Origin of the sequence: Novosphingobium sp. NBM11 (assembly GCF_015390225.1) — a bacterium.
Classification (GTDB): domain Bacteria; phylum Pseudomonadota; class Alphaproteobacteria; order Sphingomonadales; family Sphingomonadaceae; genus Novosphingobium.
The window spans coordinates 987,253-1,013,342 of the sequence record NZ_VUOG01000003.1 but is presented as its reverse complement, the minus strand read 5'-3'; the positions used below and the strand labels follow the sequence as shown (position 1 = coordinate 1,013,342).

Sequence of the window (26,090 nt, the reverse complement as noted above, 5' to 3'; positions counted from 1 at the left end):
ACTCATCCGAGCGGCAGTCCGCGCCGCCGCATTTCCGCTTGGATCGCGAGGCCGGTGGGGCACAACGCCCCATCGTCCCCGGACGGGCTCCTGAATCCCTCGTATTCGGACCATTGCGTATGCAAGTCCGCGTCGCTCCAGTCGGCTATCATCGCGTCGATGTCGAGCGGCCGATACAGCGGTTCGAACTCCAGGGGCGTTCCCCACTCCCGGCCGTCATCGTCGAACAACGCCTGCGCCAACCCTTCGGTCAGCGTGCAGCGATGTGCATAGCCTTCCGCAGCGGCTTGATCCCGGAACCGCGGTGCATCGGGAAACAGCACGCCGGCTGCCACCTCGAGCCGCGCTGCCTCGCAAAGCCGGACGTCGATGGAGCAGGGAAGGAGGAGTTCCAGTCCGCCCCAGCTCGAAACGAAGAGGCCGACCGCCGCGCGGGTTTCGATGATCCTGACGAAATAGAGATGGGCACGCTCGCTTGCCAGATCGTGAACGCTTTCCATCCCGTCCTCCATGCCTCGTGATCGCGCCTTTATGACATATATATTGTAAAAAGAAACAGTGCCTGTTAAAGCGCTCGTGAAGGGATCGGGCATGATGCGATTCGGATGGAGATCACTGGCGGCAATGCCCCTCGTGCTCATTGTCGGCGCGTGCGGTTCCGCGAACAAGGCGGACCCGGCGACGAACGCCCCGAATGCGATCGAACACGCCTCCTCGTCGCAAGACGTGTCCGATCCGGTGGACGATTGCGTCGCCACGCCTGCGACGCAGGAGGCGCTGGCGGCAGACGACACGCGGTGGCGACAGTTCGATTTCTGGATCGACCGCATGCGCCGGGGTCTCGCGCGCCCGGCCGATAAGGGTGACCTCTCCGGTATCCGGCATTTCTGCGGCGCTTGGTCGGTGGTCGTTCGCCAACCCGGCGCGGACACGCCGTCCGGGATCATTGGCCTGCGGATCGCGGGGGATGGCAGCTACATCGCCATTGTCCGCGATGGCCTTGCCGACGACAATTACGCGTTTCATGTCGATCGCGGACAAATCGCGGTCAGCGACAAGGGGTTGCGTTTCGTCTCGGCGCAGAACTGGAACGACGAGGGCCAATGGTTGCCGGTGACCGGCGGCGGCATGGTCGCGATGATGCAGCAGAAAATCCTCTGGTTCCGTCCGATCGGTCCCAATGCCCGCCGGCAGGTCGACACGGTTTTCCGGGCGGTTGCCTCCACCGACAAAGGCATGACGTCCGACGTCGCGCTGGCGATGGCCGTGGCCAAGGCCTGGGCGTCGGACGCGGAACTGCGCGCGCTGGAGGTGCGGCCGCATGACGGCGACTTCGCCAGTCCCGTCATCGTGCCCAGCTTCTATTCGCCAAGCAAGAATGCGACGATGGTAATGCTGTTCGATCCGGCGAAGGGCGAGTTGCCGGCGGGCAATACCTACGCGGGTGACGCGACCGGGACGACGCGGGCAATCCCCGTCGACGCCATGTCATTGCCTTCGCTTGGCGGAGGTGGCCGGGATGATGGTCCGGCGGTGCTGCGCTGGTGGGGTGAGGGCGCATCGGCCCGACTGTGGTGGGTGTTTACGCGTCCGATGGTCGCCAGCGGCCGGGGCAACGTCTGCTACGATGTGACGCAAGGCGGGCAACGCGATTGCCGGGCGCTGTTTGGCGATGACGTTGCCGATTACGAGCGGCGCGTGGCGCAGGTGAACGCGGCCCGGCGCCGCGCGCAGTCCCGCGCTCCGGCGAGCAGAGGCGATCGCGCTCCGTTCGTGCTGCGGCCTCCGTGCAGCGCATCGTTTTTGCAACCGGGTGACGTCTGCAACGACTTCGGCACCGACAAGACAGTTCAGTGACGCATGAGATGCGGAACAGTGGTCGCCCGAAATTCCCTTGAGAGGAGGTCTCATGACCGGATTGTCCAGGATCGCCAGTCGTCTGTTTCCGCTGTTGTTGGCGCTTCTGGGCGTCGTGTGGTTCCTCGGGGCCGAGCGACAGGCGGTCGAGAGACATTGTTATGCCGTCGATGCCAGCAAGCGGGAATCGTTTGGGCCGATCGACTACATTGTCACGGGGTGGGACTGGCCCATCCACTGGATGAACGGCACCCGCGCGCAAGCTATTCCCTGCAAACCCGGCGTAGCAGGCCTTGGTGAAAGCGCGATCAGGGTGCCGAAGGGTTCGATGGTCGGGAATGTGCTCGAGGGAATAGACGGAGAAGTCGCTCCTGGCGAGTTGTCCGGACCCTTGCCCGTTGGCGATCCCTCGTCATCGACGCTCGGCGCTGAAGCGCCTGCACTCCTCGAAAAGCGCCTGAAAGACGAGCAGTAACTCCAGCCGTCACCAGGCCCCGCGCATGGGATGGCGCGCCGCATAGCGTGCGAGTAGCATGGCCGCTTCCGCCGCCGTGTCACGCTCTAGCGGGGTCATGGCGGTTGCGACCGCTGCGCTGCCAGGACGACTGGCCATGCAGAGTCGGAGCGGCCGCCCACTGCCTTGGGCATCGACAATCGCGCACAGGCCGCGCGCGGTTTCGCTGTAGGTCACCACGCGGATGGCGCGATAGTCCGATCGCCAAGCCACGGGCAGCGCGCCCTGCAAGAATGCCGCGTCGTCATCGGCTCCGGGACCGTCACCCAGTCCGCGGGAGAACAGCGCGACCCGCCTTGCGTCGTCTGCCGACCGGTAAATGGTGAGCATCGTGCGCCCGGCCTTATCCTCCGCCGTCCACCGTCGCGCCCAGGGCCCGCGTGTTACGTCGAGCCTCAATTCGGCGCCGCTCTGATCCCCCCATGGCGCAAGCAACGGACCCTCCGTACGGGATGGCGCCGACCCCAGCAGAAGCGCGCTCAGGAGGATGGGCCAGTTCACGCCCTAACCTCCATGTCGCTCGCCAGCCGCTCGAACGGCGGTGGCGCCCGATCGGGGAAAAGCTGATCGAGCAGGTCGGGCGAGGCCGCTTGCGTCAGAATGGCAGCCCGCGTCAGCAATGCGATCGCCAGCTGATCCGCGCTCAGGGCCAGCACGGCGGCGGTTTGGCGAACAGCGTCCACAGCAGCAACCTCCCGGACCACCGCGGCCACCTGATGGGGCAGATGGTTTACATCGCCCGACCGAAGCGCCAGCACGCCGTCCTGCCGCCAAAGCACCAGCGAAGCGGCTTCGCGCAGACGCGCGCCGAGCTGGAGCAGATCCGCGCTTGGCGCGCGGCGCATCTCCCGGAGCACTTTGCGACTGTGCCACCAATTGGCCAATCGGATATGCAGCGGTGCGGGCGCGTTGATGCCCGGCCAACGAAGCCCGAGACCGCGTGACCGGCCGGGAGTGGGAGAATCCTGTTCCGGAGCTTCTGGAATCGCTTCCGGTTCGACTGCCGAGGGCTTAGGTGGAACCGCCTGAACATCCGGAGTGGCATCGACAAGCGCGAGTTTGCGCATCGCCGGAAGCACGCCGGTGGCTTCGCCTTCCGCGCCGATGAAGACGAGACTGGTCTCGCTGGTCAGCAGATTGCCCTTCAGCGCAAGGTCGCGGATTTGCTGGCGATCGACAGGGCCGCCCGAACCGACGAGCGCGCCAATCTCCCTTGCCATCCGCAGGCCCATTTCGGCCCGCACGTCATCGGCGGACCAGTCGGTTACTCTCCCCTGAAATCCGACCGGGATGACGATATCGAGCGTGAGCGGCGCGGTTCCGATCCGCTGCATTGGCGGCAGGTCTCGTCCGTCGGACCGCACCACGATTTCGTTAGCCCCCTCGATCTTCAAGGTTATCGGATGCGCCATGCCGGTCTGGCGCGGGGACAGATGATCGGGCAGGGCAGGGACGGCAAGATCGGGGTCGACCCCGGGACACAGGCGAACACTTGCTCCCCCTTCTCCAAGACCTATCACACTCTCGACGGTCAGGGATATGACCTCGCCCAGCTGCACCCCCGCCACCGATAGCGCGCGCCAGCCCTGTTTCAGTTCCTCCAACAGGATGGCTCGATTGCCGTCGACGGCGGCCCCGTCATAGTTCGTTTCGGCCCGGCGCCTTGCTCTGGCCTGGGCGACCCATCGTTGCTCGCCGATTCGGACCATCACGCCATGGACGACCTCGTCGGTCAGCGCGGGCGGCATGGTGAGGACGGCCTCGATCGGCGCGCCTTCGCGATTGGTGAAGGTGCGGGTGACGATCAGCCGGGCGATCGGTGGAACGAGACGCAGGCATATTTCGGTCCTGTCGAGCAGCATGGGAGGCCGCGGCGCCGCCGCCGGCCTAAAGAGTGGCATCAGCGGATCGATCAGCTTGTCCATCGTCGTGCCTCCTTGCGCGTTGACGGCCCCGTTGTTCAGCCGGCTGCCCGCTTGCGCGTTTTCGGCGCGCGCCCTGTGAACGCTTCGCGCAGCCTCGCTTCGGTCCGCGTGATGATTTCGTCGATGTTCGCCTCCTGACCGATCAGATCAGGTGCAATGACGAGGGTCAGGCCATCCATCACCGGCACCGGCACGCCCTCGCGCGCGTCCAGCAACAGACGGATCGCGGCATTGGGGAAACCAAGGCCCTTCAGCCGCTGGAAGCGCCGGATCGCCTGGACGTGTGGGTCCCCATATGTAGCGTAAGTGCGTCCCCCCTCGGGTGAGGGAACGAACCCTTCGGAAATCAGGAAACGGATCTGCCGGATGGTGGCGCCGGTGATGGTCGAGAGTTCATCGAGCTTCATACATCTCTTTTAACATCATATTTGTCAAAAACAAGAATTGATGGATCGATTTGACCGATGCGGACGAACAGACCACGGCTCCCAATAAACGGGTGGTCTTGCTCAACAACTCTTCGATGACGATGGCAGGGTGTTTGGATTGCCCCTGACGTTCGAGCCGCTCTGTCGGGCGTTCGGCCTAGGGGAGGATACTGCGACATAGGATGACAACCGGCTTCGCGCCGAGCGGTACGCCCTTCGGGTCGGCGCGGCGCGGGCGAATCGGCGCTGGCTGCCACGGTTGGCGGCGCTCGGTTCAGAACGCCCGTAGCGCGTTGCTCAGGAGCCGGGGTCAAGGATAATGACGCTGACAGAGACCAGCAGGAAGACCGGGATAATATTAGCGACGCCAATCGCCCATGCGCATAGTCTCGCGCCATGCGCCCGAACGATGCCGACAGCAGCAATGAAGCAAAGAAGGGCTATGGCCGCATACTGGCCGATCATCATCCGTTCCCGGATGTGCGTGCCGACCGCATGGTGGTCTATCACGAAAGGACCCGAGAGAATCGCAAGACCCCACGGTATGATCATGAAAGATAGGGTCTGCAGACGACGCCGTACCTTGGTTGCCCTCGGAAAGGAGCGGACGACGATCACAACGGATCCGATCCACGCGAGAAGCAGGACCCAAATGAGCATCGGGAGTTGTCTCCTTCCTGTCCTTGATCTGCCCCCAGCGAGTGGACCGATTGGTTTGTTAGTGGATTAAGCCCATCGCCGCCATATCCGGATGGAGGTGGAGCGAAGCGGAACGGAGGCCGGATATGGCGGTGTCGCCGTTTCTGGGGCCGGCGGTCGATAGCCTAGGCTGCTATGCGGGCGCTTATATCACAGCGCACCGGCTCGATGCGCTCTAGTGCGACCTTCCGACGATGGTTCGATCGGCAGATTGTGTACCAGCCCTGGTCATTCAAGCGCACCGTAGTGACGGTGAACGAACGACGGGTTCTGACGCCCCAAGCTGGGTCCCTGAAGGTCCGGAATAGAGGCGGCATTTTCCATCACAGCGGACCGGTGGCAGTCGACCACACTGAGCCATTCCAATAGTTGACCACGAGCGGCGGATTCTAACGAAACCCGCCGCTCGCCATCGCCTAGCTCACTTTCCCAACTTGCTCGCCAGCGCTGCCAGGCCATCTTCGTAAATGCCTTGGAACAGGCTTACGATCTCGTCTTCCGTCACGCCGACGGGGTCAAACTGACCGAACCATTCGACACGTGCGACGCGGCCACCATCGATATCAGAGACTCGCAAAGTTGCCAGATAGTTCGCTTGTGGAAATGGCGCCTTCAGAATGTGGTAGCTGTAACTGCGCGCGGCCTCGTCGAAGGCCATGAGGCGTTCCACGATTTCCTCGCCATCCAGATTGCGGATCCGGCGAACGCGGCCGCCCTCTTCAAGCTGTGACGACGGAATGTAGGGCAGCCAATCGGGGAGCGTGTTGAAACCGCCGATGAGTTCCCAGACTTCGGCCGCGCTGCGGGCGATATCGATGCTTGAATATGCCTTTGCCATGATAAGTTTCCTTTCAACGTTGGTTGTGAAGTGGATTTGAGGTCAACTGACCCCGGGGGTGCGGCGATGGCTCAAGAGGGTCAGACCGAACAGGGTGAGGCCAGCGAACGTCAGGCAGAAGCCAGCCCACACTGCCGACAGAAGGCCGAAGCCGGCGCTGATGCTCAGGCCCCCGCTCCAGGCGCCCAGAGCGTTGGCAGCGTTGAGAGCCGCGAGGTTCATGGCGCCCGCAAGGCTGGGAGCTTCGGGTGCGAACCGCGTCAGGCGTACCTGGATTGTCGGGATCGCCAGCATCATTGCCGCGCCGACACCAAACAGGGCCGGGAATAGCAGGCGAGGATCGGTGCCATGGGTGGCAAGAACGGCCATCACGGCCAGCGCGCCGCCGTATCCCAAGGTGATGCCACGCGCTGGATAGCGGTCTGCAATCCGACCGCCAAGCAGGTTGCCGGTGGTCATGCCGATTCCAAAGACTCCCAGCGCCAGAGGAATGACGGTGGCTGGCAAGCTCGCAGCGTCGGTGACGATCGGACCGATAAAGGTATAAACCGCGAATATGCTGCCGACGCCAACCGCAGCGACCAGCATCACGCCCCAGACCGCAGGCCTGCGCAGCGCCGACAGTTCCTGATAAACCGGCACCCCATCAAGGGCTTCGGTGTTCGGCACCCAGTGCCAGATCGCGGCAATGGAAAGGCCGGCCAGGAGGGCGACAGCCCCATAGGTCTCACGCCAGCCCAGCGTTTGGCCCATGAACGTGGCGAGCGGTGAGCCGACAATCGTCGCGACCGTAAGGCCGGTCATGACTATGGCAAAAGCGCGACCTGCGCGGCCCGGCCCTGTGACGTGGGCAGCAACCACTGCCCCGGCTCCAAAGTAGGCGCCCTGTGGCAAGCCGCCAATGAATCTCGCCGCTATCAGGGCGCCAAGGCTATCCACGAGGGCGGAGGCCAGATTGCCGACCAGGAATAGCGCCATCAGCCACAGCAACAGCTTGCGCCGATTGAGCCGCGCCGCCGCAAGCGTGACCAGCGGTGCGCCGATCACTACGCCGAAAGCGTAAGCGGTAATGGCACTGGTAGCTTGGGGAATGCTCAGGCCCAGATCACCGGCAAAGAGCTGGATAATTCCCATGCTCGCGAATTCAGACGTGCCGATCACGAAGCTGCCCAGCGCCAGCGCCATAAGCGTCATGGTTCCGCCGCGTCCGGCGCTTTGGCCACGGTTTTCGAGGGGGCGGCCGACCGGATGCGCGCCTTGGGGGCATAGCTTTCCCGTCGCCAGCAATGCTGACGTGTTCATGATGATCTCCTGCGCGTTGAGCTGGCCTCAGTCGGCCAATGTCGGGAAGTCGGTGTAACCTTCCGCTCCGCCGCCATAGTAGGCAGTCAGCGGAGCCTCGAAGAGCGGCGCGTTCCGGCGCAGACGCTCGACCAGATCGGGATTGCCGATAAACGCCCGGCCAAAGGAAATCATGTCCGCATGGCCCGATGCGATAGCGTCCATAGCCAGTTGCCGGTCATAGCCGTTGTTGGCGATGTATGCGCCGCCAAAGGCTGCATGCAATGCCTTGAAATCGAGCGCGGACGCGGCGTTGGCTTCGCGCAATTGTCCTTCCACGGCATGAAGATAGGCAAGGCCCAAGCCGCCAAGTTGCTGCACAAAGTAGCCATAAGTGGCTTGCGGATCGCTATCGAGCGGCGTTTCGCCAATGGCGGTCGATAGCGGCGAAATGCGAACTCCCACCCGATCAGCGCCCCAGATCTCGGCAACAGCCTTGACCACCTCGATGGGAAAGCGCGCGCGGTTTCCGACCGAGCCGCCGTAAAGGTCGGTGCGGCGGTTCGTGCTGTCGCGCAGGAACTGGTCGAGGAGGTAGCCATTAGCGGCGTGGACCTCGACCCCGTCGAACCCTGCCTTCTTGGCCAGATGGGCAGCGTTGCGATAGTCCTCGACCAGCCCGGGAATTTCATCCGCCTCCAGAGCGCGCGGCATGGAGGGTACATCATCGCCGGCCAGCGTATAGACCCGCCCCCCGGCGCGGATGGCCGATGGTGCGACCGGCGGCGCCCCACCTTCCTGAAGGCTGAAGTGTGAGACGCGGCCAACATGCCAGAGCTGGAGGACGATCTTACCCCCGGATTCGTGAACAGCATCTGTCACTTCTCGCCATGCCTCAGCATGGGCATCGGTGTAGATGCCTGGGGTGTAGGCATAGCCGCGGCCCTGCTGGGAGATATTGGTCGCTTCGGTGACGATCAGACCGGCGGACGCACGCTGACGATAATAGTCAACGGCCAGCGGGCCATGGACACCATCCATTCCCGCGCGTGAACGGGTCAACGGTGCCATCACAATGCGGTTGGTAACATCGATCGCGCCGATCGAAGTCGGCGCGAAGAGATCGGCAGCAAGCGTGTCAGACATATCACATTCCTTCTCGTCTTTGGCCCTGGTGCCGGTCAGCTCGAAGAGCCCGGCAACTCGTCGCAGATGGAAATCGCACAATGTCGCTTGCCTGATTAGACGGCGGGTTTTCACTGCATTTGATAGCCAGGTTCACAGATGGAGCTGCGGATTCCGAGGTCATGCCGGCCACCATTCCGATTTGATCCCGGCCGGCATTCCGACCTGATCCCGGCCGGCATTCCGATTAATTCCCGGCCACCTGCCGGGGGATGAGAAGCCTGATCGTTGGGCCATCCTTGCGGCTGCGTGTGAGCCGGGAGGACTGGATGCCGACGAGGAGGCCGAAGATGCGCGATGTGCGCGAAGTATTGAGATTGCACCGGGAAGGCTGTGTCCCGATGCGCGAGGTGGCCCGTATGATGGGCATTGCACGCTCGACGGTGCGAGACATGGTGGTCCGCTTCGAGCGCTCGGGGCTTTCCTGGCCGGTTCCGGCCGAGATCAGCGACGCGGAACTGGAAGCCCGGCTTTATGGGCCTGCCGGGGTAAAGCCGGGCAGACGCAAGCAATCCGAGCCCGACTGGTCGGTGGTGGCACGCGAGCTGAAGCGCAAGCACGTGACGCTGCAGGTCCTGTGGGAAGAATACATCGCCGCTCATCCCGACGGTTATCGGTACAGTCGCTGGTGCGAGCTGTTCCGCAACTGGGAAGGCCGGTTGTCGCTGGTGATGCGCCAGAGCCATGCCGGCGGCGAGAAGCTGTTCGTCGACTACGCGGGCGACACTGTCCCGGTCGTGATCAACCGCCGGACCGGCGAGATCCGCGCCGCGCATCTGTTCGTGGCGGTGCTGGGCGGCTCGAGCCTGTCGTTCGCGTGCGCGACCTGGACGGAGCAGTTTGCTGACTGGGCCGAGGCCCACAACGCCGCGTTCGCGTTCTTCGGCGGCGTGCCGCGGTTGCTGGTGCCCGACAATGCCAAGGTCGCGGTGATCAAGGCCTGCAACTTCGATCCAATGGTCAACCGCAGCTACACCGACCTCGCCCGCCATTACGGTACGGCGGTGCTCCCGACACGAAGCCGGAAGCCGAGAGACAAGGCGAAAGTGGAGGCTTGCGTCGGCATCGTCGAAAGATGGGTGCTGGGCCGGCTGCGCAACCGGATCTTCTACAGTCTGGCCGAGGTCAATGCGGGCATTGCCGAGTGCCTTGCCGATCTCAACGACCGGCGCGTGCTACGCCAGTTCCAGAAGACCCGGCGCGAACTGTTCGATGAGGTTGACGCGCCCAACCTCAAACCGCTGCCTGCCGAGCCCTGGGTCCATGCCCAGTGGAAGCGCTGCCGGGTCGGGCTCGACTACCATATCGCGCTCGAGCAGCATCACTACTCGGTGCCGCATCGCTTCGCCCGCCGTGAGGTAGAAGCCCGCTTTACCGCACGCACTGTCGAGATCTTCCTGGGCGGCGAGCGCATTGCCGTTCACATGCGTGGCAGCGGAAATGGCCGGCACACGACTGTGCCCGAGCATATGCCCTCGAGCCACCGGCGCTATCTGGAATGGACGCCCGCGAAGATCCGCGACGAGGCGGCCCGGATCGGGCCGATGCTGTCGCTGTTGGTCGAGCGCATCATCAACGATCGGCCGCATCCCGAACAGGGATACCGCTCGTGCCTTGGCATCATCGGCTTGGCCAAGCGCTTCGGCGCCGATCGGCTTGAAGCCGCCGCGGTCCGCGCTCTGGAGATCCAGGCGCGCAATTATCCTTCCGTCAAATCGATCCTCGAAAAGGGGCTCGACAAGGTGCCCGTGTCCAAAGCCCCGGAGCGCGAGCCGATCCTGCACGACAACATCCGGGGCTCCCAATACTACCATTGAGAGGAACAATGATGCTCAGACACCCAACCCTTGATCAATTGAACCAGCTCGGCCTGACCGGCATGGCGCACGCCTTCGCCGACCTCGACAACAACGGCGATGCCGCCAGCCTGAACCACGCCGAATGGCTGGCGTTGCTGCTCGATCACGAGGCTACCTGGCGTAACGACCGGCGCCTCGCGCTGCGCCTGCGACACGCCAAGCTACGGCACCACGCTGTTCCCGAGGACGTCGATTACCGCGCTGCGCGCGGGCTCGACCGCCGGTTGTTCGAAATGCTGCTCAAGGGCAACTGGATCGCCGCCCACGAGAACTGCGCGATTATCGGGCCAGCAGGCGTCGGCAAAAGTTGGCTTGCCTGTGCAATCGGCCACCAGGCTTGCCGGGACAATCGCTCGGTGCTCTACACCCGCCTACCGCGCCTGATCGATGACTTGTCGCTGGCCAAGGGTGACGGCCGCATCGCGGCCCGAATGAAGAGCCTGGCGCGCGTCGACCTGCTCATCCTTGACGACTGGGGGCTTGAGCCGCTCGACGGCAATGCCCGTCATCACCTGCTCGAAATCCTCGAAGACCGTTACGGCCGTCGATCAACGTTGGTGACCAGCCAGCTCCCAGTAGCCAGCTGGTTCAATCTGATCGGCGACCCGACCTACGCCGATGCCATCCTCGATCGCCTCGTTCACAACGCCCATCGCCTAGAACTCTCCGGCGAATCCATGCGCCGAAATCTCCACGCTCAAGCCGCTTGACCCACTCAAAACCTGCATGCCAATAATTACCCACGATCTGGCTTCACCCGGCCGGCATCATATCGGAACAGTGACCGGGATCAGATCGGAATGGGCGGCCGGGATCGTCGGAATCAGCAATGGAGCGACGTGGGCCGAAAAACGAGTTAGACTGCACTCAGTTCTAGGAATGAAGATCACAGGTGTCTCATGGATAATCGCGCAGGCGAGATGATGGTGTTCGTCCGTGTGGTGGAAGCAGGCAGCTTCTCCGAGGCGGCTCGCCTGATGCTGATGACGCCCTCCACAGTATCCAAGCTTATCGCCCGGCTGGAAGCGAGGCTCGGCGTGCGGCTGATCGAACGCTCCACTCGGCGCCTCGCGCTGACAGGCGAAGGGCAGTTTTATTATGAGCGCAGCCAGGCTTTGCTTGGGCAGCTCGACGAGACCGAACAACAGATCGCTCAAGGCGGCGCGGAAGCAGATGGGATTGTACGGGTTACTTCATCGGTGACATTCGGCACGGCAGCGCTCGAACCGATCCTTCCGAACTTCTTCGAAGCATATCCAAGGGTTGTCGTCGATCTATCCCTGTCGGACGATGTGGCGGATCTCTATATGGAGCGCACCGACATAGCTATCCGCGTCGGCAAACTCGCGGATTCCAACCTGATGGCGCGCAAGATCGGCGAAACGCGCCGCCGGATCGTCGCATCGCCTGCCTATCTTGCCCGCCACGGCACACCGCGCAGTCCTGAGGATCTGGTCCATCACAACTGTCTGGGCTTCAATTTCCGCCGCGCGATGCCGGTCTGGCCGATGCGCGAGGGCGGACGCATTGTCGAGCGGATGCTCAGCGGTTCACTGTTGGCCAACAATGGCGAAACACTTCGCCGCATGGCGCTCGCTGGTGTCGGCATCATCCGCGTGGCTGATTATCACCTGCGCAACCAGATTGCGCGGGGAGAATTGGTCGAGTTGCTGGTGGATTGCGATCTGGGCGAGACGGATGACATCCACGCCCTGTTCAAAGGATCGCAGTTTTTGCCTGCACGGGTCCGGGCCTTCCTGGATTTCACCGTGCCGCGAATGCAAGCGTTTCTTGAGCAGAAATAGGGTATGGCCGATCCGCCGCAATGGTGGACCGGCCATGTCTGTTCAGGGCTGTCAGTGTCCCAGCACTTCCATTCGCATGACCTGTACGCCGCCTTGCGCGAGGTCGGGCAGTCTTGCGAACCACGCCTGCACGTAAGGCATGGCGTTGTGCGCCTCGAAATCCTCGCGCGAGGCGAAGACTTCGTAGAAGATGAAGTGCCCCGGCTGGGCGCGATCTTCCTGTAGGAAATAGACAAGGTTCTTGGGGTCGCTGCGGACCAGAGCCACCAGCGGCAGCGTCGCTTCGCGAAGTTCAGCTTCCTTGCCCGGTTTTGCATGCACTTCGGCGACAATGGACCAGGCGCCCGTAAGGATCTGCGCATAGCGGATGCCCTCCTTGGGTGCCGCATTGTCCTGCGCGACGGCGGTTGCGGGCGCGGTCGCCAGCATCAGGGCAGATAAGCCGATCATTTTGAATGGAATAGCCACGGTGATTTCCTTTCGATGGTACTGCAGGTGGCCGGAACGGAGGCTTGGCTCCGTCCCGGCGGCGATCACAGTCCTGCCTGCTTGCGCTGACGTCCGGCCAGGGCATTGGCGAAGCGCTGCTTCACCGGGCCGAGCGCTTTCACGAACTCCAGTTGCTCGCCTTCTGGGCCCTTGCAGTAGATCAGCTCCCAGCCATCGGACGGCGCGACGGTCACCTTGTTGGTGTTCGTGCTTTGGGGCGCGGCGCGGCGTTCGGCTTCACTGCGCAGGCGGATGGTGCGGTTGGCACGCACCTGCGTCATGCCGCGCCGGGCTGACTCGGCTTCGAGGTCGGTGATGAACTTGTTGAAGTCCACATCATCGCGCACGTAAAAGCAGATGTGCATCATGCGCGGGAAGGCCGGGCTCATGTTCTCCAGCGGTGGGGCAAAGCTGTTGGGACCGCCCAGTGGTTCGTCGGCATTGCGATATTGCAGCAGTTCGATCACCACGTTGTCGAACTGGATAAAGCGCACGTCGAGCCGCTGATCGCCGTCACGCAGGTTCGGGACGCCGATGGCGGCCGGGCTGACGTGAAGATCGTTGGCGCGAATTTCCTGATCCGCCAGCAGGGTGTTCTGCACTGTATCGCCCTGAAAATCGCCGTGGCGGAACACCTCAGTGCCGCCAAGAACCTCGGTGTAGAACTCGAAAGCGCGCTCCATGTTCTGCACGGTGAGCCCAAAATGCTGCACCCCCTGCAGCCGCGCACCGAGCGGGGCCGCATTGCGCGCCGCAGGTGACATGCGCTCGGAACCTTGTGCGACTGCAGGCGCGGCAAGAGCCGCTCCAGCAGTTCCAGCCACCAGCACAGCGCCCGAGGCGCGGAGCATGTTGCGGCGGTCAAGGCCGGTCTGGGTAATTGTCGTAGCATCAGACATGATGATTTCCTCCATTTTTGATCGGCGCATGTTCCATCAGCGCGCAGGGGACCCTCCGACCGAGGCGCAACCTCGGCCGGGGTGTGCTTGAATTTTGCGAGTTTGCAGCGGCGGGGCTGCGTCAGTCGGCGATGGGAAGCGGGGCTGCCGGGTTGACGAGGCCCTCGCTGCGCAGTGCGCGCCAGAAGTCGACGGGTACGATCTCGGCCAGCGCGGCACTGTCCTCAGCGATGCGGCCGGGGCGGCTTGCACCCGGGATCACAGCGGCGACGGCAGGATTGGCCAGCGCAAACTGCAAGCCCGCAGCCTTCATGCTGATCCCGTGGCTGTCAGCAATTGCCTTGATGCGCGCCACCTTGCTCAGGATCTCAGGCGTGGCAGGAGCATATTCAAAGTTCGGCCCGCCAACGAGCGCCCCGGAGCTGTAGGGACCGCCCACGACGATGCCCAACCCCCGCTCGGCCACCTTCGGCATCACACGCTGCAGCGAACGATCATGGTCGAGCAGGGTGTAACGGCCGGCCAGGAGGAAGCCGTCAGGGCGCGGCCCGTCGAGGTCGAGCAGCAGTTCGATCGGTTCGACGCGGTTGACGCCAAGCCCCCAGGCCTTGATCACGCCTTCGTCGCGCATCCGATCGAGCGCCTTGAATGCGCCGCGCCGCGCCTGCTCGAACATGCTGAGCCATTCATCGCCATAGAAATCCTGCGCGATGTCGTGGACCCACGCGATGTCGATGTGGTCGGTCTTGAGGCGGTTGAGGCTGTCCTCGATCGAGCGGTAGGTCGCCTCTTCCGAATAGTCGTTCATGATCTTGTTCGGGCGGCCATATTTGAAGACATCGCCCTTCTCGCCCAGATCGCGGGCGCTGACGTCCTCGACTTCATCGAGAATGAGGCGGCCGACCTTGGTGCTGATTACCCCGGCCTATTCATGAGACTGAGGTTCCGGGCTTGTTGGGTGGCGATGCGTTTTCGGTGATGTGATCCGGACGAGCGCCTCTGGCGGTGTTTTTCACCGCGGTGGGATCGATGGGCTTTTCGGGGTTAATGGAGGGGGGCTTGCGGTTCGGCGGCACGGCCGCGCGGGCTATGTAGGAGCAGGCCGAAGGTTGGTGGCGACGGCCTTGAACGTGGCGGCATCGGGGCATGCTGACGCGAAGGCGATGCGGATGCGCGTTGCGGATTCAATGACGCGGGCGGCGACCTTGAGCAACCGGAGGCGGATCGTTGCGAACTCGGCGACGGCAAGCGCGGCAGATTTTGGGATTTCTTGCTGGATCCGCCACAGGAGCCAGTAGGCGGCGGTGTGCAGAATGAGGCGCATCTGGTTGGCATTGGCCGAGCGGCACGAGGTGCGATCGCTGGCGAGCTGGGTCTTGTGCCGCTTGATCAGGTTTTCGGCCTGGCCGCGGGCACAGTAGAGCGTGTCGTAGATGTGCTCGGCCGAGCCTTGGGTCAGCGAAGTGACGACATAGCGGATGTCCATGCCCAGCGTGCTGGCCTCGATCCGGGCGACGACGCGGCGCTGGCCCTTCCAGCTTTTGGCGCCGTAGCGGGTCTCGGCATAGTTTCGCAGGATCACACGCTGCTCCTCGGCCCGCTTGACCGCGCAGGTATCGGCGACGGCGACGATGGCGGGATCGGCCCGCAGCGCAGCGTTGGTTGGCAGGCCGAACACGTAATCGATGCCGTACGCCTCGCAGAACGCCATGACCTCGGGGCGGCCATAGTGCCCGTCACCGCGGATGGTGAGGTGGGTATCGGGCCAGTGCCGGCGGATGTGACGCACCAGACGCCGGATGTGGCCAGCAGCTTCGGCGCCAGATGGCGTCTTGCCGGTGCGAAGCAGCATCGCCACCGGCCGGCCACTGGCGGTGTCGTAGACGTGGATCGGCAGGAAGCAGCGCTCGCCATGGTGCCCGTTCCAGAACGAGAGCTGCTGATAGCCGTGGACGACATCGCAGGTGTCATCGATATCCAACGTCACCGCCGCCGGCGAAGTGGGATAGCTGGCGCAGTAGATATCGATCATGGCGGCCATCAACTTCGCCAGTTCGCGCGTGGTCGGCGCGTTCTCCCAGCGGCTCATCGTGGGTTGGCTCGCAAGCCCGGCACCGGAGCCCGGCAGCTTGCCCAGCGCCAGGCGGAAGCCGGGATCGTCGCGAAGGGCGTCGAGATCGTCGGCATCCTCGTATCCGCAAGCGATCGCGAACACCCGGGCGCGCAGGATGTCGGGCAGCGCATGGATCACCCGGCCAGGGTCACGCGGGTCGGCTATGCAAGCGGCAAGCCGACGGCAGATGCCCATCGCGCGCTCAGCCTGTGCCAGTAGCAGGACGCCGCCGTCCGAGGTCAGCCGACCACCATCAAAGGCGGCTGTGACTTTCCGGCTGCGCACTGCTGGGAATCGGAATGGGTTTGCAGTATCGTCGGTCATGGCGGGGTGGCCTGTGGCATCTTCTGCCCTGCGGCAGGTTCGGCTTAGACACCCAGTTCCTAATTCAGATCAGAGGCTTATGCCACTCCCGCCAACCCTCTCGGCCCAACGCGGTGAATAAGCCGGGTTACGAACTCATCACGCGGCTTGTCGGCAAGGGCCGCGCCCATGCGGATCTCGGCCAGTCCAGCACCATAAAACGGCGCGTTATCATAGTAGCGGATGCCGTCAGACCAAGCCGCCTCGACAGTCGCCAGCGCCTCTTCTTCGGGAATATCGCGAAACATGTTGCCGAGCGGTGCTGCGCCAAAGCCGATCTGGCTGGGAAGAATGTCCTTGAGTGCCATCGTCGTTACCTTTCAGTTCTGTTCCGAACCCCGTGTTCGGTGTCGAAGAAAGGAATATGTTCTTGCCGGGACGACGAGTAGCCGGGCAGAAATCCCAGCACTTTGGAAGCGCGTTCACAGATCACTGCGTGAATGAGCAGGCTGCCTTTAGGACATGCGTTACTGGGCTCGCGCCTCTTAACCGGGCAGGAACAGTTAGCCTGATACAACTGGCTGTCGTGAGGTAACAAAATGGCGGGTTTGAATGAACCTGGTGATATCTCTCGCTGTTGATCTGACGACATCCGCTTTAGGCATAACCTGACGTTCCCAGCCCCGGAGCCAACCGGCAGGAATGTCGAAGGGTTTCGGGCGCCGGCAGGCGTACGAAAGTCTTACAAGTACGACCCGCGGTGAGGCTCGCACAGGTCTATGGGTAAAAGGGCTTTGGCGTGGATTGGGGCGACTGAAGCAAGCCTATCAGCCAGTCCGTGATGGACGGAACAGCATGGAAGTCAGATGGCCATTGTGCTCGAAGCGCCACTGATCGTGTTGGCAATGAGCTCGATTCTGGCTGGGCTGGCGGCATCGACACACGTATCCCCATGGGCCGAGGCGTAACGTTCACGGCCATCATGCAGGATGGGCCATGCCGGATCATGGCGTGTTCTTTCGGATCGGTGGTGCCGATTGCGGCGGAGCGCGGGGCTGGCACCAGCGGGCGAACGTTTCGATGATGGTCATGTGCCCGCCGCAACATGGGCATGGCGGGCGATGATCGGTCGGTTCGTCGGGTTCGGTGTCGGTCTCTTCAATCTGCGCGGCGACGCCAAGCAGCCTGCGGGCCAGCGCCATGGCCTCCTTGTGGGTTGAACTGGCAAGTAGGCCGTAATGCCGGATGCGGTGGAAGCCGCGCGGCAGGACGTGGATCAGAAAGCGGCGGATGAACTCGTCGGTGGCCAGCGTCATGACCTGCTGGCGTTCGGCGCCATCGCGGCGGTAATCCTTGTAGCGGAACGTCACGCCGGTCTCGTCGAAGCCGATGAGCCGCCGGTTCGAGATGGCAACGCGGTGCGTGTAGCGCGAGAGATAGGCCAGCACCGCCTGCGGCCCGGCAAAGGGCGGCTTGGCATAGACCACCCAGCGCTTCTTCCGGATCGGGGACAGATGCCGCAGGAAGGCCTTGCGTATCGCTAGGCCCGCCAAGGTGCTGAAGAAGACGAGCTTGCCGGCATCGAACAATGCCAACAGGCGAGTGAGGAACAGGCGGCGGAATAACGCGCCCAGCACGCGCACCGGTAACAGGAAGGCGGGGCGTGACGAGATCCACCGCGTGCCGTCGAGCGCGATGCCGCCGCCAGGTACGATCATGTGCACATGCGGGTGGTGGGTCAGCGCCGATCCCCACGTGTGCAAGACAGCAGTGATCCCAACCCGCGTGCCGAGGTGCTTGGGATCGGCCGCGATGGTCAGCATCGTGTCCGCAGCGGCGCGGAACAGCAGGTCATAGACCACCGCCTTGTTCTGCCAGGCGATGTCGGCGATCTCGGCAGGCACCGTGAAGACGACGTGGAAGTAGCCGACCGGCAACAGATCGGCCTCACGCGCGGCCAGCCAGGTGCGCGCAGCAGCGCCTTGGCACTTGGGACAGTGCCGGTTGCGGCAGGAGTTGTAGGCGATCCGCCAGTGCCCGCAGTCGTCGCAGGCCTCGACGTGACCGCCTAGTGCAGCGGTGCGGCAATTCTCGATCGCCGTCATGACCTTGAGCTGGCCGAGGCTCAGATGCCCGGCATGGGCTGCACGATAGGCGGGCCCGGCGCTACGGAAGATATCGGCGACCTCGATCGAGGCGCGCACCGGCTCAGCCGGGAGGAGTCACCTGCGCCTCGAGTAGCGTCGTCAATTTGTCCAGCGGACTGATGACCGCGCGCACGGTTCGAGTTGCGACCGTGGTGTAGAAAGCGGTTGTCTCGAGGTTTGCATGCCCGAGCAGTGCCTGGATGATCCGGATATCGACGCCGTCTTCAAGCAGATGCGTGGCGAAGCTGTGCCGCAGAGTGTGTGGGCCGACCCGTTTTTTGATACCCGCAGCCTCGGCAGCATCGACAACGATCCGATGGAGCTGCCTGGTACTAAGCGGCTTGAGATAGTGCATGCCCGGGAACAGCCAGCCATCAGCGTGCATGACGCCCTGCTTGCGGCCAACCGTCCACCACTCACGCAAAAGGGCAAGAAGGTCAGCGGGCAGGAGCGCATTGCGATATCGCCCGCCTTTACCGCGCTCCACTCGCAGGAGCATGCGCTTGCTGTCGACATCACGGACCTTCAGCATCGTCACTTCGGCGGCGCGCAAGCCAGCGCCATACGCAACGGACAGTGCGGCCTTGTGCTTCAGGCAGTTGGTCGCGCCAAGCAGAAGCACGACTTCGTCGCGGCTGAGGACAACGGGCAAGGAGCGCGGATTCTTGACCGTATAGAGCTTGCGGGAGAGATCCGGGCGATCAATGGTGTGCGTGAAAAAGAACCGCAGCGCAGAAACGATGCTGTTCATGGTCGGGATGCCAATGCCCGCCTCGCGCTGTTCAACCTGGAATTGCCGGAGCTCTTCTACGGTCGCAGTATCGGGAGGGCGCCCAAGATATGTGGCGAACCGCGCGACGTGGCGCACATAGTCGAACTGGGTCTTCCGCGTGAACCTGCGCATGTTCATGTCTTCGATCATGCGCTGACGCAGCGAAGTGGCGGGGGCATCGGACAGAACGGTGGTCATAGTACGACTCCTTGGTTGAAAGGAGCCGCGATCGTCTGCCTACTTCGCCCAGACCTCAACTTACGCTCAGGCCACCGATCACTGGCCACACCTCAAAACAAGCGCCACTCCCGCGCCAGCGGGTTCGTACTAGTCCCAGCCCTCGTCTTTCAGCAGTGAAGCCGCCAGTGTGAATGTATGGCCGGTTCCGACGCCGCAGCCTGGGCCTTTGAACGACCGTGTGTGGACGCCCCATCGGATACAAGGGGGTATTCGAAAGATTTGATCGCACAGGTTCAGGTGCTTCCGTGTGTCCGGCCTGTTGATGCAGCCATCATCACGGCTGCTGGCCTGTATGGAGATCGCGGATCGGGTCCATACCGGAATTGCGCGCTCGAGGCGCTTGGACGTTTCCCTGGTTTTCCCGACCCCGTCTTCTGACCGTTGCGCCATACCTCTCTACTGACCTTCCTTGCGTCCCTGACGCCTCAAGCCTTAGCGGCTACGCCGCTGCGGCCGGAGCTCTATACGATCCGCCGTGCGCCATCAGCGCCCAAACGGTCCTAGCCATTTTGTTCGCGAGCGCGACGGTGATCAGCATGCGTGGCTTGCGAGCCAGCATGCCGGCCAGCCATGCGCCGGCTTTGTCAGGATTGCGCGCCGCAACCTTCGTCACCGAGCTCGCGCCGATGATCAGAAGCCTGCGCAAGCTACGCTCGCCCATCTTCGTTGTCCGCCCGAGGCGCTCCTTGCCGCCGCTGGAGTGCTGTCGGGGTACGAGGCCGAGCCAAGCCGCAAAGTCGCGCCCGCGACGGAAGGTGCTGGCAGCTGGCGCCAGCGCCACCAGCGCCGTCGCGATCACCGGGCCGATGCCGGGGATCGTCATCAGCCGCTTCGCCACCGGATCAGCTTTCGCACGGCTCGCGATCTCGCGGTCGAGCAGGGCGATCTGCGTCTGCAGCGTCTCCAGCCCTTGCGCGATCACGGCCAGCACGGGTCGCGCCTGAGGCGGGATGTCGGAGGTGGGATTGCCGACCATCTCGATCAGCCTGCCGACGTGCCCGACACCCTGACGCACGATGTAGCCGAACTCGGTGAGATGGCCGCGCAGAGCGTTGATTAACTGGGTACGTTGACGCACGAGCAGGTCGCGGGTCCGGAACACCACCGCTGATGCCTGCGCCTCAGCGCTCTTACCCTGGACGAACCGCATCGTCGGGCGCTGTGCTGCCTCGCAGATCGCCTCGGCATCAGCCATGTCGTTCTTCTGCCGTTTGACGAACGGCTTTACGTACGCCGGCGGGATCAGCTTCGTGTCGTGCCCCAATGCGGCGATCTCGCGTGCCCAATAATGAGCGCTCGCGCATGCCTCCATCGCCACCACGCATCGCGGCAACGTCGAGAAGAACGCCAGGACCTCGTCACGTCGCAGCTTTTTGCGGATCACAACTGCTCCGCTCGCATCCGCGCCGTGAACCTGGAAAACCGACTTGGCCAGATCAATGCCGACTGTGCTAATCTCACCCATGGTCGCCTCCTGCTGTGGTGCTTCAACACCTCCACTCTGGCACGTCGATGCCGTCAGGGGGCGTCCACACCAACGGAATTGTGGCGTAATGCGCCGGCCCGAGGCCGGCGTGCCGACGGCGACTCTCGCCCTCCCTGCGTCATAATCGGCCTTTCCGGACACGACGCGGATTCCTGCCTCTTTTCAAGACACTTGCATCATCAGGCAACAGCCGTAAGCTCTGTAATCGACTCGAGTGCCGGATCAGGGACATTGATGACGCTTCTCTGGTTACTAATCGCGTTACCCGCAATTGTAGCGCTTTGCTGGTGGGATCAGCTTCTCACGATGGCGCTGACAAGGCGCTTTCTTCGTCGTGATGATGATAAGGCTGCCCGACAACGGGGCGCGAACGACTGATAACCCAGCTCTTGCTGCCTTCTATCGGTCGAGGATGCCCCACGACAGCCGCCATTGGTTAAGATGTGTCGCGGCAGGCGGCTACGCGCATTTCCTGACTGAAAGATGCCCTTCCGGACACGCCGACATTGCGGACGTGGATTGCTCAGTGCGCAGGGGCTCGCTTGTAATCCTCCGACACGAAACTTCGCTGAAGTGAACTGCGATCGAACATGTCGCGAGCAGGTAGTTGTTGATTTCTGCTGAGAGTTGACCCGGGAGGGGCGTAAATTTCCACTGAGAAGTGGCTCTGACTCACTTTTGCTGCTGGTATGATAGGCTTTGGCTGTTCCATTGAGAGGATCTGCCATGCCCGGTCGATTTCAGCGCGCGAACTTGGTCCCCGAAGGTTTCGTGGTCGTTTCGGTTGATAGCGTCGGTGAGAATTTCCATATTCTGTTACGGTCGCGTTGCTCTGTAGGGACATGTCCCGACTGTGGCCGACGAAGTCGGCGCGTACAAAGTCGATATGTGCGCAGACCATCGGACCTTCCGCTTAGCGGTCGGCGGGTTATTCTCTTGATCGAGGCACGTCGTTTCTGGTGTGACGTGGTAGTTTGTGGCCGACGCATCTTTTGCGAGCAATTCAATAAAAGCGTTCTTACCCGGTACGCTCGGCGAACTCAGCGGCTCGAAACGATCGTTCATCAGCTTGGACTGGCGCTTGGTGGCAGGCCTGGAGCAGCTTTTGCCCAACGGCTGATGATGCCTGTGAGCAAAGACACTCTGTTGCGGGTCGTACGGCGACGTGTCGGTGCACGGTGCGATGAGCTCAATGTCATTGGCATTGACGACTTCGCCTTTCGGCGTGGTCAAACTTACGGCACGATTGTTTGCGATTTGGAACGGTGTCAACGGCGGAGCAAAAACCGGCCACTGTGGCGGAGTAAAAGTAGGCCACTGATGTTGCGGCAGGTGCAAAGCAAAGGGCCCCGATCGGGGCCCTTTGCTTTTGGCCGTTTTGATGGGTCAGTTTTCGTCGACGGTGGCCTGGTTTTGCTCCGCCCCGCTGGCAGTGGCGCGACGGCGACTGGCTGACTGCTTTAGGCGGGTAACTGTCACCATTCATGGTCAGGATGCTGACGTGGTGGGTCAAACGATCCAGCAATGCGCCGGTCAGGCGCTCGGACCCAAGCACCTGCGTCCAGTCCTCAAACGGCAGGTTGGAGGTAACGATGGTGGAGCCGCGTTCGTAGCGCTGGGAGAAGGTCTCGAACAACAGCTCCGCGCCGGTGGGCGAGAGCGGGACGTAACCCAGTTCGTCGATGATCAGCAGCTTCACTGCAGCCAACTCGCGCTGCATCTTGAGCAGCCGCTTCTCGTCGCGGGCTTCCAGTAACTGGTTCACCAGCGCCGCGGCGGTGGTGAAGGTCACGGTGAAGCCCTTCTGGCAGGCGGCCAGCCCCAGGGCGAGCGCCACATGGGTTTTGCCCGTCCCGCTATTGCCCAGCGCAATGATATTCTCGCGCCGCAGGATATATTCGCAGCGCGCCAGATCCAGCGTCAGCATCTTGTTGAGGCTGGGGATGGCGGTGAAGTCGAAGGTATCGAAGCTTTTGACGGCCGGGAACCGGGCAGCACGGATCCGGCGTTCGACAGTGCGCCGCTCACGGTCGATCAGTTCCAGTTCGATCAGGCGCAGTAGATAGCGGGGATGATCGACACCATCACGCGCGCACTCCCGGGCTACTTTCTCATATTCGCGCAAAACGGTCGGCAGTTTGAGTTGCTTGAGGTGGTGGGCCAGCAGCACCTGTGGCGCACCAGCGGTGGTGCCGGTGGGCAGGTTGTCATCGGGCGCCCGGCTCATGCTGCCATCTCCTTCGAGACCTGGGGCATCAGAGCCGCATAATCAGCCGCCTGCGTGACCTTCACATCCAGCCTTGGCAGGTGGGGATAGGTCGTCAGGTCAAGCCTGGCGGGCCGCCGTTCCATCCTGGCCAGTGCGATCTGCTTCACCGCATCAAAGCTGATCGCGCCCATGTGGATCGCCTGAGTGACAGCATGGGTCACCACGGCCATGGGCATCGCTTCCAGCAAGCGCAAGACCTGGATATACTCGCGCTTGCCCTTGCGGCCCATGCGTCCCTCCAGCAATTGCCGCAGGTGGGCAAAGACATCGGGCAAGGCCCAATTCTGCAGTGCAGCCGCCTGATCGAGAGCATTCGGCTTTGTCTCGATCAGCGCCAGATAATGCAGCGGATCGGCCACAAAATCGCCGCTGCCATAACTGCGCACATGGCGGGCGATCTCCTCGGCGCCGGACAGGATCACCACCTCGTCCACGAAGCCCTTCACCACCACATCCTGGAACCCAAACCTTGTGGGCACCGAGTAATCATTGCCGCGATACCGCACCAGCGCCGTCGATGACACACGGGCGCTGCGCCTCTCGCATGGCTCCAATGGCACCGGCGGTAGTGGGCGTAGCGCCGCAACGTCAGCAACCATGCGCTCACCGATGGTCTGGGCATGGCGGCCAGCACGTTCGCCTTGCCGCGCATGACAGCGCTCCAAAAGAGCCGCGTTCAGTGCGTCATAGCTCGCCGCCTGCGGCTTGGGCGTCATGAAGTTGCGGCGCGCGTATTTGACCAGCCCTTCGACCTTGCCCTTGTCATTCCCCTTGCCGGGTCGGCCGAAGCGGTCAGAAAACAGGTAGTGGCTGACCAGCTCGCTGAAGGCACGTGTGCGCTCACGCTTGCCGTCCCCCAGAATCTTGGCCACCGCAATCGTCGTGTTGTCGTAGAGGATCGACTGGGGAATGCCGCCAAAGAAGTCGAAGGCCGATACATGCCCATCCAGAAATGCCTCGGTCGTCTCGCGCGGGAAAGCCTTCACGAAACAGGCATCGGACTGCGGCAAATCCATGCACAGGAAGTGGATCTTCTGCTCCACACCGCCAATCACGCCCACCGCTTCGCCAAAATCCACCTGCGCATGCCCCGGTGGGTGCGCCAGCGGCACAAATGTCTCGCGGCCACGCACCCGGCTCAGCCGGACATAGTCCTTCACCACCGTGTAGCCGCCGCCATAGCCATATTCATCGCGCAGCCGCTCGAAGATCCGCTTCGCCGTGTGTCGCTGCTTGACCGGCGCCGTCCGGTCACCTTCCAAAATCGCGTCAACCACCGGCAGCAAAGGCCCCAGCTTAGGCTTCTCCACCGGCTTCGTGCGCGTATAGCCAGGTGGCAGTGAAAATCGGCAGATCTTGCCAATCGTCTCCCGGCTTAATCCAAATACCCGCGCGGCCTCTCGCTGGCTGCGCCCCTGCACAAACACAAACTGCCGAACACTCGCGTAAACTTCCACGGCATACATCCCGGCCGCCCTCAAAAGGGCAGCCTTACCACTGGCCGGTTTTTACTCCGCCACGCTCAGCACTTCGCTGGCGTTCCAGTGGCTGGTTTTGTCACCGCCCTGCACAAGGCCGAACTTCTGCGCAACCTCGCGGCGTGCCGCTGAATAGCTTGGCGCCACCAGAGGATAATCGGCCGGCAGACCGTATCGGGCGCGATAATCGGCGGGCGTCAGCCCGTGCGTCGAGAGATGTCGCTTGAGGGCCTTGTAGGGCTTGCCATCGATCAGGCTCAGTATCTGATCGGGCGAAGCCAGACTTTCCTCAATCGAAACCGCCGGCTTATATTCCGGTGCCGCTGCCGGCGCTTCAGGAGCGACGGGCTGGACGTCTTGTGACGGCGTAGTCGAAGAAGGTTCTGCGGCGGAAGCTCCTGCCGCCGGCGGCGTCGACGCATCGCCGAGCAGAGCCCGCCGTGTTCCCTCGACGAGGGCCGGCAACTCGCTGCTCGGCACGGTATTGTTCGCGAAATAGGCACTGAGCAACGTCACGGTCAAAGACATGACGCCCGCATCTTCGGACTCGGCCATGCAATATCCTTCTTCTGGCTGGAACTTCCGATCTTGGAGCAGGCTCACTTGCGCAAGCGTAAATGAACTGGTGCCTTCATTTCAGGCCCGAGTCAAAGTGGAGGGGAGGAGGGCTTCCGTGGATGCCGCGGCAATCGTGCCGTGAGCTATTCCCTGGAGAAAATCCATGACCGATATTCCCGCACTGGACGCGTCTGCGCGCTTGTACAGCCAGACCAACCATGACGAACGCGGCAACTTTCACTACCAAGGTGATCTCTACCGTGCCGGCGATAACCTCGCGACGCTGGCGGCCCGCATCGAAGGGCATTTGAAGGCCAAATTCCCCGATACGCGCTTTGCGATCAGGACTGATAAGTTTGCCGGCGGCCGTAAGATTATCGCCGAAATCCTGGATACGCCAGCCGATCTCACTCCACGCGACGCGCAAAATAGCTTCTTCGTGGAAGTGCGCGACCAGATGGAGCGTTTCGGCTTCACCCGGTCCAATCTGCTGCAGGACTTCCACACCTGTTCGTTCTACTGCGAAGCCCGCATCGGCCAGGCCTATTGGGCGGCGCTGGCCGCCAGACGCGGCGCGAAGAACCCGGTCCAGGCGAAACTGACGCTCGCGGCCTTCAAGAAGCAGATCCGGGCTGGTGACAGTCTGAAATTGATCGACGCGCCCGCAGGACATCGTGCGCTCGGGACGACGCGGGCGATCACCCAGGTTCGTTCTGGCGACATGATCCTTGAGGGGCGCTCCTACCTGTCCTTCCCGCGCGCATCCGCCTTCGCCTGCGATGGCAAACTCGTGCGCATATCCATCGGCTCGGAATATGATCCCGACGCCCATCTGCTCTACGAATGGCAACGCCGGGACGCCGCGTGAAAGTCCATTCTCTGTGGCGGCGGACAATGTGGAGGGAAGGGGGTGGGGATGGGGTGGCCGGTCCGAAGCGGATCGGT

General features: G+C 62.8%; 24 protein-coding genes and 3 pseudogenes. 7 read left to right on the top strand and 20 right to left on the bottom strand.

All coding sequences use genetic code 11. The features are described from left to right. Positions 1-2: 2 nt before the first annotated feature. On the bottom strand, positions 3-500 hold the full coding sequence (locus tag F1640_RS24605) for a hypothetical protein (protein WP_194922036.1): 498 nt from the start codon (positions 498-500) through the stop codon (positions 3-5). A 124-nt stretch (positions 501-624) separates the two neighbouring features. Between F1640_RS24605 and F1640_RS24600 the strand changes: the two genes are divergently transcribed. Continuing rightward, a complete protein-coding gene (locus tag F1640_RS24600; protein WP_194922034.1) occupies positions 625-1,857 on the top strand; it encodes a hypothetical protein in 1,233 nt (410 codons plus the stop codon). Positions 1,858-1,909: 52 nt separating this feature from the next. After that, a complete protein-coding gene (locus tag F1640_RS24595; RefSeq protein ID WP_194922032.1) occupies positions 1,910-2,332 on the top strand; it encodes a hypothetical protein in 423 nt (140 codons plus the stop codon). A 9-nt stretch (positions 2,333-2,341) separates the two neighbouring features. Here F1640_RS24595 and F1640_RS24590 read toward each other — a convergent pair whose 3' ends face one another. The 8 genes and pseudogenes from F1640_RS24590 to F1640_RS24555 all read right to left on the bottom strand — a co-directional run bounded on the left by F1640_RS24590 (position 2,342) and on the right by F1640_RS24555 (position 8,688). Next, complete coding sequence (locus F1640_RS24590; protein ID WP_194922031.1) at positions 2,342-2,701, bottom strand: hypothetical protein; 360 nt, start codon at positions 2,699-2,701, stop codon at positions 2,342-2,344. 167 nt (positions 2,702-2,868) lie between these two features. Beyond that, entirely contained in the window at positions 2,869-4,296 is a 1,428-nt protein-coding gene (locus tag F1640_RS24585; RefSeq protein ID WP_194922029.1) for a VIT domain-containing protein, read from the bottom strand. 35 nt (positions 4,297-4,331) lie between these two features. Then, positions 4,332-4,703: a helix-turn-helix domain-containing protein gene (locus F1640_RS24580; RefSeq protein WP_194922028.1), complete on the bottom strand. Its 372-nt coding sequence runs from the start codon at positions 4,701-4,703 to the stop codon at positions 4,332-4,334. Positions 4,704-5,021: 318 nt separating this feature from the next. Then, entirely contained in the window at positions 5,022-5,384 is a 363-nt protein-coding gene (locus F1640_RS24575) for a hypothetical protein (protein ID WP_194922026.1), read from the bottom strand. 58 nt (positions 5,385-5,442) lie between these two features. Continuing rightward, positions 5,443-5,567, bottom strand: a pseudogene (locus tag F1640_RS24570) (IS3 family transposase); the annotation flags it as partial. A gap of 277 nt (positions 5,568-5,844) precedes the next feature. Next, positions 5,845-6,261 carry an SRPBCC family protein gene (locus F1640_RS24565; RefSeq protein WP_194922024.1) on the bottom strand — a complete coding sequence of 139 codons (417 nt, stop codon included), beginning with the start codon at positions 6,259-6,261 and terminating at the stop codon, positions 5,845-5,847. A gap of 42 nt (positions 6,262-6,303) precedes the next feature. Continuing rightward, on the bottom strand, positions 6,304-7,563 hold the full coding sequence (locus tag F1640_RS24560; protein ID WP_194922023.1) for an MFS transporter: 1,260 nt from the start codon (positions 7,561-7,563) through the stop codon (positions 6,304-6,306). A gap of 27 nt (positions 7,564-7,590) precedes the next feature. Next, positions 7,591-8,688 (bottom strand): alkene reductase, encoded by a 1,098-nt coding sequence (locus F1640_RS24555; protein WP_194922133.1) that lies wholly within the window; start codon positions 8,686-8,688, stop codon positions 7,591-7,593. Positions 8,689-9,017: 329 nt separating this feature from the next. Here F1640_RS24555 and istA (F1640_RS24550) point away from each other — a divergent pair, with 329 nt between their 5' ends. The 3 genes from istA (F1640_RS24550) to F1640_RS24540 all read left to right on the top strand — a co-directional run bounded on the left by istA (F1640_RS24550) (position 9,018) and on the right by F1640_RS24540 (position 12,391). After that, positions 9,018-10,544: an IS21 family transposase gene (gene istA, locus F1640_RS24550; RefSeq protein ID WP_194917528.1), complete on the top strand. Its 1,527-nt coding sequence runs from the start codon at positions 9,018-9,020 to the stop codon at positions 10,542-10,544. An 11-nt stretch (positions 10,545-10,555) separates the two neighbouring features. Next, positions 10,556-11,296, top strand: a complete 741-nt coding sequence (istB, locus tag F1640_RS24545; protein ID WP_194921074.1) for an IS21-like element helper ATPase IstB — start codon at positions 10,556-10,558, stop codon at positions 11,294-11,296. 189 nt (positions 11,297-11,485) lie between these two features. Beyond that, the gene (locus F1640_RS24540; RefSeq protein ID WP_194922021.1) at positions 11,486-12,391 is read left to right on the top strand and encodes a LysR family transcriptional regulator; all 906 of its coding nucleotides are present in this window, start codon (positions 11,486-11,488) and stop codon (positions 12,389-12,391) included. A 51-nt stretch (positions 12,392-12,442) separates the two neighbouring features. Here the strand turns inward: F1640_RS24540 and F1640_RS24535 are convergent, their stop codons facing one another. The 8 genes from F1640_RS24535 to F1640_RS24500 form a co-directional block, all read right to left on the bottom strand. Further along, positions 12,443-12,928 carry a putative quinol monooxygenase gene (locus F1640_RS24535; RefSeq protein ID WP_309229358.1) on the bottom strand — a complete coding sequence of 162 codons (486 nt, stop codon included), beginning with the start codon at positions 12,926-12,928 and terminating at the stop codon, positions 12,443-12,445. Then, a complete protein-coding gene (locus tag F1640_RS24530) occupies positions 12,925-13,779 on the bottom strand; it encodes a VOC family protein (RefSeq protein ID WP_194922019.1) in 855 nt (284 codons plus the stop codon). Before F1640_RS24530 ends, F1640_RS24535 begins: the two co-directional genes overlap by 4 nt. 121 nt (positions 13,780-13,900) lie before the next feature. Then, positions 13,901-14,695, bottom strand: coding sequence for an aldo/keto reductase (locus F1640_RS24525; RefSeq protein ID WP_309229365.1), 795 nt, complete (start codon positions 14,693-14,695; stop codon positions 13,901-13,903). A gap of 171 nt (positions 14,696-14,866) precedes the next feature. Beyond that, positions 14,867-16,216 (bottom strand): IS1380 family transposase, encoded by a 1,350-nt coding sequence (locus F1640_RS24520; RefSeq protein ID WP_194917264.1) that lies wholly within the window; start codon positions 16,214-16,216, stop codon positions 14,867-14,869. Positions 16,217-16,293: 77 nt separating this feature from the next. Beyond that, positions 16,294-16,563 carry an aldo/keto reductase gene (locus tag F1640_RS24515; RefSeq protein ID WP_309229357.1) on the bottom strand — a complete coding sequence of 90 codons (270 nt, stop codon included), beginning with the start codon at positions 16,561-16,563 and terminating at the stop codon, positions 16,294-16,296. Positions 16,564-17,199: 636 nt separating this feature from the next. Beyond that, the gene (locus F1640_RS24510; RefSeq protein ID WP_194919169.1) at positions 17,200-18,399 is read right to left on the bottom strand and encodes an IS91 family transposase; all 1,200 of its coding nucleotides are present in this window, start codon (positions 18,397-18,399) and stop codon (positions 17,200-17,202) included. A 4-nt stretch (positions 18,400-18,403) separates the two neighbouring features. Then, positions 18,404-19,312: a tyrosine-type recombinase/integrase gene (locus F1640_RS24505; RefSeq protein WP_194919170.1), complete on the bottom strand. Its 909-nt coding sequence runs from the start codon at positions 19,310-19,312 to the stop codon at positions 18,404-18,406. Positions 19,313-19,793: 481 nt separating this feature from the next. Continuing rightward, positions 19,794-20,819, bottom strand: coding sequence for an IS110 family transposase (locus tag F1640_RS24500; protein ID WP_194922017.1), 1,026 nt, complete (start codon positions 20,817-20,819; stop codon positions 19,794-19,796). A 747-nt stretch (positions 20,820-21,566) separates the two neighbouring features. Between F1640_RS24500 and F1640_RS24495 the strand changes: the two are divergent. Further along, a pseudogene (locus tag F1640_RS24495) lies at positions 21,567-22,106 on the top strand (transposase family protein); the annotation flags it as partial. A 120-nt stretch (positions 22,107-22,226) separates the two neighbouring features. On the opposite strand, the pseudogene istB (F1640_RS24490) reads toward F1640_RS24495, so the two are convergent. The 3 genes and pseudogenes from istB (F1640_RS24490) to F1640_RS24480 form a co-directional block, all read right to left on the bottom strand. Then, positions 22,227-23,067: pseudogene (istB, locus tag F1640_RS24490) on the bottom strand (IS21-like element helper ATPase IstB). After that, on the bottom strand, positions 23,064-24,575 hold the full coding sequence (istA, locus tag F1640_RS24485) for an IS21 family transposase (RefSeq protein ID WP_066770782.1): 1,512 nt from the start codon (positions 24,573-24,575) through the stop codon (positions 23,064-23,066). The pseudogene istB (F1640_RS24490) and the gene istA (F1640_RS24485) overlap by 4 nt, the downstream one beginning before the upstream one ends. A 42-nt stretch (positions 24,576-24,617) precedes the next feature. Then, positions 24,618-25,142, bottom strand: a complete 525-nt coding sequence (locus tag F1640_RS24480) for a MucR family transcriptional regulator (protein ID WP_206694950.1) — start codon at positions 25,140-25,142, stop codon at positions 24,618-24,620. A gap of 166 nt (positions 25,143-25,308) precedes the next feature. Between F1640_RS24480 and F1640_RS24475 the strand changes: the two genes are divergently transcribed. Beyond that, positions 25,309-26,013, top strand: coding sequence for a hypothetical protein (locus F1640_RS24475; RefSeq protein WP_194922015.1), 705 nt, complete (start codon positions 25,309-25,311; stop codon positions 26,011-26,013). Positions 26,014-26,090 lie beyond the last annotated feature (77 nt).